6 protein-coding genes are annotated in these 7,786 nt (G+C 60.8%); 4 read left to right on the top strand and 2 right to left on the bottom strand.

The window, feature by feature from the left end:
* Both ACKVY0_RS18600 and ACKVY0_RS18605 read left to right on the top strand, forming a co-directional pair.
* Positions 1-831 (top strand): restriction endonuclease subunit S (locus tag ACKVY0_RS18600; protein WP_409216333.1); only part of this gene is annotated, 831 nt, incomplete at its 5' end.
* Between the two features lie 158 nt (positions 832-989).
* Entirely contained in the window at positions 990-1,544 is a 555-nt protein-coding gene (locus ACKVY0_RS18605; protein WP_409216334.1) for a hypothetical protein, read from the top strand.
* A gap of 345 nt (positions 1,545-1,889) precedes the next feature.
* Here the strand turns inward: ACKVY0_RS18605 and ACKVY0_RS18610 are convergent, their stop codons facing one another.
* Positions 1,890-2,777, bottom strand: coding sequence for a helix-turn-helix transcriptional regulator (locus tag ACKVY0_RS18610; RefSeq protein ID WP_409216335.1), 888 nt, complete (start codon positions 2,775-2,777; stop codon positions 1,890-1,892).
* A 116-nt stretch (positions 2,778-2,893) separates the two neighbouring features.
* Between ACKVY0_RS18610 and ACKVY0_RS18615 the strand changes: the two genes are divergently transcribed.
* Together ACKVY0_RS18615 and ftsH are read left to right on the top strand one after the other, a co-directional pair.
* The gene (locus tag ACKVY0_RS18615; protein ID WP_409216336.1) at positions 2,894-3,757 is read left to right on the top strand and encodes a phosphoenolpyruvate hydrolase family protein; all 864 of its coding nucleotides are present in this window, start codon (positions 2,894-2,896) and stop codon (positions 3,755-3,757) included.
* Positions 3,758-3,962: 205 nt separating this feature from the next.
* Positions 3,963-6,011, top strand: coding sequence for an ATP-dependent zinc metalloprotease FtsH (ftsH, locus tag ACKVY0_RS18620; protein WP_409216338.1), 2,049 nt, complete (start codon positions 3,963-3,965; stop codon positions 6,009-6,011).
* A gap of 93 nt (positions 6,012-6,104) precedes the next feature.
* Here ftsH and ACKVY0_RS18625 read toward each other — a convergent pair.
* The coding region (locus ACKVY0_RS18625; RefSeq protein ID WP_409216337.1) for a helicase-related protein at positions 6,105-7,786 on the bottom strand (1,682 nt) is incomplete at its 5' end.

The following is a 7,786-nucleotide window of genomic DNA, read 5'->3' on the forward strand; positions in this document are numbered from 1 at the left end:
GCGCCCACCCCGGCGAACCTCCCGTTCCTCTTCCACCCGTCCTACGCCATCCCCCCCGCCGACCTCCGCAAATCCATCCTCACCCTCGCCGTCCAAGGCAAACTCGTCCCCCAAGACCCCAACGACGGCGCTGTGGAAAACTCGGTCAGAGATGCGCGAAAGAAGGCGGGCTTGGCGGTTCGCGCGTTAACCGAGCTGGCATCTGATGAAGTTCCCTTTGAAGCGCCAGATTCTTGGCGCTGGGTCACGGTCGCGGATGTTGCGGACACGCGTCTCGGCAAAATGCTCGATAAGGAAAAGAACCGAGGAGAAGCGCACCCTTACCTCCGCAACACGAACGTGCATTGGTTTCGCTTCGAGCTCGAAAGCATCAAGACGATGCTCTTCGAGTCCGCAGAATTGGACGAGTATCGCGTCGAGTCCGGCGACGTTCTGATATGCGAGGGCGGGCATGGGATTGCCCGTTCCGCAGTCTGGGACGGTCAAATACCGGGCATCATGTTTCAGAAGGCGCTTCACCGTGTCAGGCCGCTGTCGTGCTTGAATGGGCACTTCCTCACGTTCTGCCTTTGGGTCTATGAGCGCGACGGGATTCTCCAGCGCTACTACACCGGAGCAGGTATCCCGCATTTCACGGGCAAGGCTCTCGCACGAGTCACATTTCCACTCCCACCCCTCGCCGAACAACGCCGGATCGTGGCCAAAGTGGAGCAACTGATGGCCTTGGTGGACGCGTTGGAAGCGCAGCTCGCCGCCTCCCGCGCCACCGCCGCGAACCTCCTCTCCGCCCTCGTCGCCGAACTCACCGCCAACTCATGCATGGGGTCTTGAATCACCCACCCATCCGTGAGCTAGGCTCACTCGGCCGCCAGCCGATCCATTTCGTTGAAGGTGTTGCTGAAGACGAAGGGGGTTGATGATTGATCCCAACGTTTGAGCGAACTGATCACCGGTTTACAACCAAGGCCCGAATGGCTATGATCGGCACTGTGCAAACGGAAACCCTCGCTCAGAAGCTCGGCACACGCGGGCATGGTTCGCGTCTGCTGCTCAAAGCGCAGCAGGCGGGCCTGCATGGACCGCAGGCACTGCTCGATGAAGCCATTGCACGCGGCTGCTTTCATTATCTCCAGGGCCGTACACCGCCGCTGCAACGCGTGAGTCTGGAAGCGCTCTCCAACATGGAACTTGCACTCGCGCTGCTGACACCTGCCAATCTCTATGATCCATGGCTGATCCGTGTCGGAGCCATGATGCAGGGTGCGGAGGGCAATGATCCGGCGCAGATCGCTCAACTTGCCGTCGATGAAGGCTGCGAACAGGTCGTGCGGGCGATAGCCGAAGCTGGTGTGCGCTATGAACCCGACGCCGCCTTTTGGAAAACGCTGCTGGACCTGCTGCCGCCTTCCTTGGCGCTCAAACCGGGCGTGCTGCCGCACCATTCGCGTTATGTATCCACACCCGGACTGACCGGACCACGCACTCGCGGCAAGGCCGTCTGGCTGCGCCCCGCCAAGCTCAAAGCCTTCGGCTATGCCGGCTGACAATCCCAGCCTGATCCTGCAAACGCTCGATGCGCGACTGGATCATGACGTGGAGCTGACGCTGGAGACTCGATCCCAAAGGGATCAAAGAGGGTAGCCAGGGATCAACTCGCGTAGCGAGTGCCACCCCTTGAAAACAAATGAACGTTGTGGGGTTCAAGATCGCATGCCGGAGGTATGCGAGAAGCGTTCGTGAATCCAGCGTGGACGTTGGGACAAAAAAACTCTCGCATACCTTCGGCATGCGACCTTGGGGATTTTTCACGCGCTATTTTCGTCCGGGAGTGGTCGCTCGTGCCTCGCTCGACCCCCGGCTACCTTCTTTAATCCCTTCGGGATCACCAATCACCCACCCATCCGTGAGCGATGCTCGCTCGGCCGCCAGCCGATCCACTTTTTGAAGGTGTTGCTGAAGACGAAGGGGTTTTGGTAGCCGACTTCGTGAGAAATCGTCTCGACCTTCAGATTCGTGGTGGAGAGCAGTTCGGCGGCCTTGCGCATGCGCAGCCAGGTGACGTGATGCATGGGCGTGCGGCCCAAAGCACGACGGCAGAGACGGCGCAGGTGCTCAGCGCTGACGTGGGCCTGACGGGCGAGTTCATCAAGTGTCCAGTCATGACCGACGTTGGCGGAGACTTTTTCCCAGATGCGGTGCAGGCGGTCATCGACCTGCCAGGGTTGCGCGAAGCGCTCGATGTAGTGCTGAATCAGCTCGACCCAATGGAACATGGCAGCGGGTTTGGCCGCGTGGCCGGCTTCTTCGATGAGGCCTTCGATGGCGTTGTAGAGCGCGGTGCCGGCAAACGGGGCCATGAGCGGTGAGCTGCTGCTCAGGATCGGTGTTTGCTCCGGCTGCTGCTCGTAGCGCACCCAGCAGCAGCGCCAGATCTTGCCGGGCACGGCATGAAAGGCGTTCACCATGAACGGCGGCAGCGCCACGGCCATGCCGGCGCTGCATTTTTTCCACGCGCCATCGACGAGCACGCGGCCCTCACCTTCCAGGCAGGCGAGAAAATACAAGCCGCCCTGATGCATGCGCACGATACGGTAGGGCGCACGCGCTGTCATGACGCCTGCATGAGCGATGCGGTGCGTGCCCAGCGTGCTGCACACCGGCGCACCGCGCAGCCAGGGCCGTGGATCACGCTCCGAGGCCCGCACCACGCGGAACTCCGTGTCCGGCCCATGGGTGTGGGTTTCGGATAGCTCTTGGATGGCAGTTCGGGCGTGCATGTGGCTGAAGTTTGCGGTTGTTTGCCGTTGTTGGCGGTGGTTTGCAATGGTTTACCAAACAACTGCAAACGCGCGAAGCGCCAACCATCGCAAACAACCGCCAACTCATCACTACCATGCCCAATCCCTGGACCGGAATCGGAAATCCCTACACGAAGCAAGAAGTCGTTGATCGCCTCAAGGCGACGCTGGCGAAAGGCGAGCCGATCATCGCGGCAGGAGCGGGCACAGGCATCAGCGCGAAATTCATCGAGAAGGGCGGCGCGGATTTGATCATCATTTATAACAGCGGCCGCGTCCGCATGATGGGCCACGGCAGCACCTGCGGTCTCATGGCTTATGGCGATGCGAATGCCATCGCCATGGAGATCGGCGAGTATGAAGTGCTGCCGGTGGTCAAAGAGATCCCGGTCGTGTGCGGCGTGCATGCCACCGACCCGCGGCGCCGCATGTGGCACTGGCTGGGCCGCGTGAAGGAGATGGGCTTTAGCGGCGTGAACAATTTCCCCACCCACACCATCGTGGACGGTCACTTCCGCGGCGTGCTGGAAGAGACCGGCATGAGCGTGGAGAAGGAATTTGAAATGGTTGGATTAGCCACGCGCATGGACTTGTTTAGCATCGTCTATGTGGCGACGCCGGAAGAAGCAATCAAGATGGCCAAGAACGGCGCGGATGCGATCATCGCACATGTCGGCACGACCGTCGGTGGCAGCATCGGTGTGACCAATGCCGTGGTGAGCTGGGATCACACCGTCAAAGTGACGCAGGACATCATTGATGCGGCCAAGAGCGTGAACCCGAACGTCTTCACGCTCACGCACGGCGGCCCGATCAACACGCCGAAGGATGCGGAATACATCCTCAGCAAGACCACGGCGGACGGTTTCGTCGGTGCCAGCAGTCTGGAGCGCATGGGCGTGGAGGATTCACTGACAAGCCTCACGCGTGAGTTCAAGCGCGTGCGACTGGGTCGCTGAGTCCCCTTCCCTGCGCTGTAAACACCGGTTTAAGGCGGCTTAGGCCCGGAGGAATCGCATTTTGCAAAAAAATTACCGGCATGTATGCTCTGACTCGCGTTACTACGTGTAATTACCCCCGCCCATGTCCGACGACCCCTTCAACAACCGCCCCGACGGCCCAAGCCGCCGCAATCAAGATCCGCAGTTCAACTGGCGCGGTTTCATGCTCTTCGCCCTGGCGATCACCCTGCTGATCTCTGGCTTCATGATGAACAAGGGGCTGACCGGCAGCCGCAAAGTCTTCAACTACGCTGAATTCAAGGAGCACGCCGAAGCCGGACGCATCGACGAGAAGAAGAAGCTCGAACTCGTCAATCTCGACACCACCTCCGAGCAGACCATTCGCGGCTACTATTTCCCCATGCCTGCCGTCAAAGCGGGTGAATCCGAACCGTCCGCGCCTAGTTTGAGCAAGCCGGTCCTGACCGAACCCGCCAAGGACAGCACCGACAAGCCATCGGCTTTCGACAGCGCCAATCCCGATTCCAAGCAGTTCTCCGTCGCGGTGAACATCGAGTTTCAAAAAGAGGAACTGCGTGATCTGCTCAACGCTCACAAGCTGGTGCTCATTCCGGTCTATGAAAACGAGATGTGGTCCTCGCTGCTCGGCTTCCTGCTACCGCTGCTGATCATTCTCGCGTTCTTCTACTTCCTCGTGCGTCAGCAGCTTCGCAGCGCGGGCCGTGGCGCGATGAGCTTTGGCAAGAGCAAGGCCAAGATGCTCGCGCAAGATCGCAACAAGGTCACCTTCAAGGATGTGGCTGGTGTGGAAGAAGCGAAGGAAGAAGTGCAGGAGATCGTCGAGTTCCTCAAAGACCCGAAGAAGTTCCAGCGCCTCGGCGGCAAGATCCCCAAGGGCGTGCTCATGACCGGCCCTCCCGGCACCGGCAAGACCCTGCTGGCCAAAGCCATCGCGGGCGAGGCCGATGTGCCGTTCTTCAGCATCAGCGGCTCGGACTTCGTCGAAATGTTCGTCGGTGTCGGTGCCATCCGTGTGCGCGACATGTTCGAGCAGGGCAAGAAGAACGCTCCCTGCCTCATCTTCATTGATGAAATCGACGCCGTGGGCCGCCATCGCGGTCACGGCATGGGCGGCGGTCACGATGAACGTGAACAGACGCTCAACGCGTTGCTCGTCGAGATGGACGGCTTCGACACGCAAGAAGGCATCATCATCATCGCCGCCACGAACCGTCCCGACGTGCTCGATCCCGCCTTGCTGCGTCCAGGCCGCTTCGACCGACAGGTCACCGTCAATCTGCCCGATGTGAAGGGCCGTGAGGAAATCCTCCGCGTTCACGCCAAGAAAGTGAAGCTGGCCGACAGTGCCGACCTTTCCAAGATCGCCCGTGGCACGCCCGGATTCTCCGGTGCGGAGCTGGCGAACCTGCTCAACGAAGCCGCGCTGCTCGCCGCCCGCAAGAACATGAAGTCCATCACCAATCCCGAGCTGGAAGAAGCCCGTGACAAAGTGCGCTGGGGCCGCGAACGCCGCAGCATGGCTCTCAGCGAGAAGGAAAAGGAAAACACCGCCTATCATGAGGCCGGTCACGCCATTCTCATCGAGGTTTTAGAGCACACCGACCCGCTGCACAAGGTCACCATCATCCCGCGCGGCCCTTCTCTTGGCTCCACCATGTGGCTGCCGGAGGAAGACAAGCACAACGACCGCAAGAGCGAACTCATCGACGATCTCGTCGTCGCCATGGGCGGTCGTGTGGCCGAGGAAATCCAGTTTGGCGATGTCACCAACGGTGCCAGCGGCGACATCCGCATGGCCTCACGCATCGCCCGCAGCATGGTCTGCTCCTGGGGCATGAGCACGAAGCTCGGCATGATCGAATACGGTGAAAACGAAAGCACCGCCTTCATGGGCCGTGGCAGCAGCAACTACAGCCAGGACACCGCCAAAAAGATCGACGAGGAAGTGAAACGTCTCATCGACGAATCCTACGCCCAGGCCAAGGAGATCCTCCTCAAATACAAAGACAAGCTCGACGCCATCGCCCACGCGCTGCTCGAATACGAAACCCTCGACGGTGCTCACATCAAAGAAATCATGGAGCACGGCCGCCTCATCAACCCACCCGAAAACAAGAGCAAGCCCCCTCCCCCGCCGCCGCTGCCCAAAGCCAGCGACCCACGTCCAGTACAACGTGAAGACGAGGACGAAGGCGGTCTGGCTCCCGGTTTGACCGGCGTGCCGGCGTAAGCGGAGCGCGAGTTTTTAACTCGCCTGTCTTTCCTGCTGCGAACGCTTCACGAAAAAAGTGGCGAGTGGTATCCGACACACTCGCGCTCCATTTCATCGCAGGCGCAGCACCAATCGCACGGCATCAAGGCGCAGATTCGTCGATGCTATCGCCGAAGCCAAGGCATCGCGCTGATCACTCAACGCGGTAATTTCTTCAGTGCGGACATGCGGATTGCGTGTCTGCAAATCCTCAAGGCGGGCAATTTCATCGTCGAGGTGTTTGCGCATCGTGGCGAGGGCGCGTTGCTGGAGAGTCTTTAGCTGCGTCTCGGCGAGCTGCTGCGCTTTGCCGAGCATGGTGGGCAGCAGCTTGTGGCGGACGGTTTCGTTTTCGACGGTGCGGGTGGGATCGCCCAAGGTGAGTTTGGCGCGGGTGAAGGCGGGATCGGCGGTGAGATCGCGGCCTTGATGATCGATGGCGATGCGGATGGGCGTGGCGGGCAGGAAACGTGACGCGTGCAAGGCTGGCGGGGCGATGCATTCGGCGATGAAGCTGACTTGCAGCACCAAACCTTCGCCACCAGAGGCTTTCCAGAAGGCGAAACCGGCGTTGCCATCATGGGAGCCGAGCAGAACATCGAGAGCGCCACACACGAGCGGGTGATCCCAGGTGAGGAAGGCTTCGTGCTCGCGGGAGAGGGCGCGTTCGCGGTCGAAGGTGAAGGTGAGGCCTTCATCAGGCAGCGCGGGCAGGGCGTCGGTGATGAGGTTGTCGGGACGGATGAACCAGGTTCGGTTCGTCATCTCTTCGACATGCATGCCGAAGTGATCGAGCAGGCGAATGAAGAAGCGCTCGAAGTCGAGACCGGCATCGACATCGCGGATGCGCTCGATGAGGCGTGCAGCGAGGCGCGGCTTGCAGGAGTTGAGTTCGAGGAGGCGGTTGTGGCCGCGTTCGAGCTTGGCGCGCACTTCGAGACGGAGTTTGCGGCTGCGTTTGATGAGGCGGTCGAGCTTGGCGGCATCAAAGGTGGTGCAGAGGGCGTCGATGTCAGCGGCGAAGCTGTGGAGGAGCTGCGTGGCTCCCTGGAGGCTGTGCTCGAAGGCGTCGAGGCCGTCGTGATACCAGCGGGCGAGGATTTCGCCTTCGGTGCCGGCGATGTAGGGCACATGGATGTTGATCGTGCCTTTCTGGCCGATGCGGTCGAGGCGGCCGATGCGTTGTTCGAGGAGTTCAGGATCGCGTGGGAGGTCGAAGAGGACGAGGTGCTGGGCGAACTGGAAGTTGCGGCCTTCGCTGCCGATCTCGGAGCAGATAAGCAGGCGCGCGCCTTCAGGATCGGCAAAGGCGGCGGCGTGGCGGTCACGCTGCATGAGGGTGAGGCCTTCGTGGAAGAGAACGGCATGCACGTTGATCTCGCGCAGCAGACGCTCGTGGATGTCTTCGGCGAGTTTGCGGGTGCGGCAGATGAGCAGGACTTTGGCCTCACCAAGTTCGCGCAGCGTGGCGGCAAGCCAGCGGATGAGCGTTTCTTCCGAAGTTGAATTTGGCTCGATGCCAAGCAGCCGGGTATGGCATTGGCGGGGCGGGAATCCCTGGATGACAGCACGGGTGTTCCGAAACATGACGCGACCGGTGCCGAATTCGTCGAGAAGATCGCTGACAAGGCGTTGGCGGGCGGATTCATCGCCGGCGGTGAGTTCGGCGGCGTGTTGTTGGACGCGTGGCGAGTGGCGGGAGAACAGACCGCGTTCTGGCGAACGCAGCCACGACTCACCACCTTGAAGAATTT

Source organism: Prosthecobacter sp. (genome assembly GCF_046154365.1).
Taxonomy (GTDB): Bacteria; Verrucomicrobiota; Verrucomicrobiia; order Verrucomicrobiales; family Verrucomicrobiaceae; genus Prosthecobacter.

Coding starts and splice junctions, on each gene's coding strand:
- ACKVY0_RS18610 (WP_409216335.1), bottom strand. CDS start 2,777: ATGCACGCCCGAACTGCCATCCAAGAGCTATCCGAAACCCACACCCAT.
- ACKVY0_RS18615 (WP_409216336.1), top strand. CDS start 2,894: ATGCCCAATCCCTGGACCGGAATCGGAAATCCCTACACGAAGCAAGAA.
- ftsH (WP_409216338.1), top strand. CDS start 3,963: ATGCTCTTCGCCCTGGCGATCACCCTGCTGATCTCTGGCTTCATGATG.